Consider the following 1,998-nt stretch of genomic DNA (forward strand, 5'->3'; position numbering starts at 1 on the left):
GTTTTATGTTGAATATGATTGGTGGTTTAATCGCTTATCAACTCAAAGAAAGTAAGCCACAACTCAATATCACAGATGTCGATTTCAATGCGATTTCTGTTATGGCTTAAACCGATCTCAGGTTAGATACTCCGTAGCTGCCGGCATAGAAACAATACTCAATGTTATTGTCTGCTTTAGCCTGGTACATTGCGGTATCGGCTGCAGTAATGAGTTCTCGGCTATTCAAACCATGTTTAGGCAGTACACTAATACCGATACTGGCCCCGACTTGCAGAGTGTGCGGGCCAATAATGATCGGTTGTTTAATACTGGCCAATAGCTGGTTTATTTTATGTTCGATATTGATCGGGTCTGGGAGCATATCAAGCCAAATGATAAATTCATCGCCGCCTAATCTGCCTACAATATCAGTATTGCGTAGACTATTAGCCAAACGTTTTGCGATGGTCACGATGACTTCATCGCCAATGTTGTGGCCCAGGGTATCGTTAATATTTTTAAATTTATTAAGATCAATAAACAACAATGCCGCTTGATTATCTCCGCGTAAATCTCTTGCGATAGCCGTATCAATTTGTTTTATAAATGCGCGCCGGTTATAGATACCGGTTAATTCATCATGTTCAGCCAAGAAAATGAGTTGGTCTTGTTGTTCTATTAATTTGCGAGTCTGGCGGTCGACTTCTTGCTTTAATTCATCTTTTTTAATGGTAATTTGAGCAAGTGAAAGCTTCATTTTATTGAAGTTATTTGCGAGCGCAGATAGCTCATCGGTATCGCTAAAGTTAATTTGGCTCTTTAGGTCCCCTGACGCAAGCGCTTTCATACCTTGGTTGAGTGACGTTAATCCTTTCTTAAATCGAATGAGTGTCATAAAGGACCATACGGTCACCAGAATCGCTAATATCAATAGTACGACTCCAACAAGGAATAATAATGTTTGTTGTTTTTGGCTGGCTTGTTTAATCGAAAATTGATGAAGATTAAACATTTCTTCAGTCATCTCTTCAATAACCATACTGTATTTTGCTTGAAATAATCGTTCTGCGCTAAGGGTTGATGATACATCTACTTGTTTACTGTGAAAGCTATTTTGAGTATTAATAAGTGCTCTAATATTTGTATTAAGTCTATTCAGGTTTCCAATAATGAGCTTTTGTTGTGTACCCCATTGAATGTCTTCTGAGAGATTTTTGGCCAACTCCGCTTGGCGTATATTTAATTCTGATAAGCCTTGGTCATCAGTATACTCTTGGTAAAGCCACAGTTGACTGCGCAAACTATCAATACTGATTTGTAACTTCATCGAGTAATTAAGCTGGCGGTATATTTTTTGTTGATAATAGTGAGCTTGTATCAGTGACAAACCGACAATTAATGTAAGCAGTGAACAGAGTGTAGCGGTCAGTTTTAGACGCTTAGATAACATCATAACTTACCATCCAGCTTCTAAACTGACGAACTGTTCAAACAATTTCCGATCAAGAATCTGTCTGAAATCTACACTATCTTGTTCTGAGACCAATTGACTATCAATTGCCCATTGGCTTTGAGTTTGGATGTTAGAAAAAAGTGCGTTACTGAGAGATAGCCGAAAAGTATAGTCATTCCAAGAATAACTAAGTTGGGAAGGGTCGATATTTAATGCATGACTAATTTGTTCTTGAGCAAGATCTGGGTGTGTATGAATGTAATCTGTTGCGTCATTAATGGATTTAAGTAGCGCTAACTTTTCTGTGGTAGATAATCTTGTCTCTTTAAGCTCGATTAAGTTGAACGATAAGTGATATAAACCGCGACTGCTGATGACATTCGTATTTGAGGGTACTTTTTGTGTTAACAAATAACTGAAAGGCTCCCAAGCTGAAATAATATCAACCTCATTATTTAATAACGCCGGAATAAGTTGCTCCGCAGGTAAATATATTCGCTTGATTGGCTGCTGAGTTTAACACCGCAAAAATATCAGCAATTAGATAACCTAGCCCATGCGCG

General features: G+C 38.1%; 2 protein-coding genes and 1 pseudogene. 1 reads left to right on the plus strand and 2 read right to left on the minus strand.

The genetic code is table 11. From position 1 onward, the window contains the following. A pseudogene (locus tag H5202_RS21375) lies at window positions 1-110 on the plus strand (IS982 family transposase); the annotation flags it as partial. Here the strand turns inward: H5202_RS21375 and H5202_RS21380 are convergent. Further along, window positions 107-1,435: a diguanylate cyclase domain-containing protein gene (locus H5202_RS21380; protein ID WP_182773826.1), complete on the minus strand. Its 1,329-nt coding sequence runs from the start codon at window positions 1,433-1,435 to the stop codon at window positions 107-109. The pseudogene H5202_RS21375 and the gene H5202_RS21380 overlap by 4 nt on opposite strands. Before the next feature lie 3 nt (window positions 1,436-1,438). After that, window positions 1,439-1,846: a hypothetical protein gene (locus tag H5202_RS21385; protein ID WP_182773827.1), complete on the minus strand. Its 408-nt coding sequence runs from the start codon at window positions 1,844-1,846 to the stop codon at window positions 1,439-1,441. Window positions 1,847-1,998 lie beyond the last annotated feature (152 nt).

It is taken from the genome of Shewanella sp. SG41-4 (assembly GCF_014164505.1).
Lineage (GTDB): Bacteria > Pseudomonadota > Gammaproteobacteria > Enterobacterales > Shewanellaceae > Shewanella.

Coding starts and splice junctions, on each gene's coding strand:
- H5202_RS21380 (WP_182773826.1), bottom strand. CDS start 1,435: ATGATGTTATCTAAGCGTCTAAAACTGACCGCTACACTCTGTTCACTG.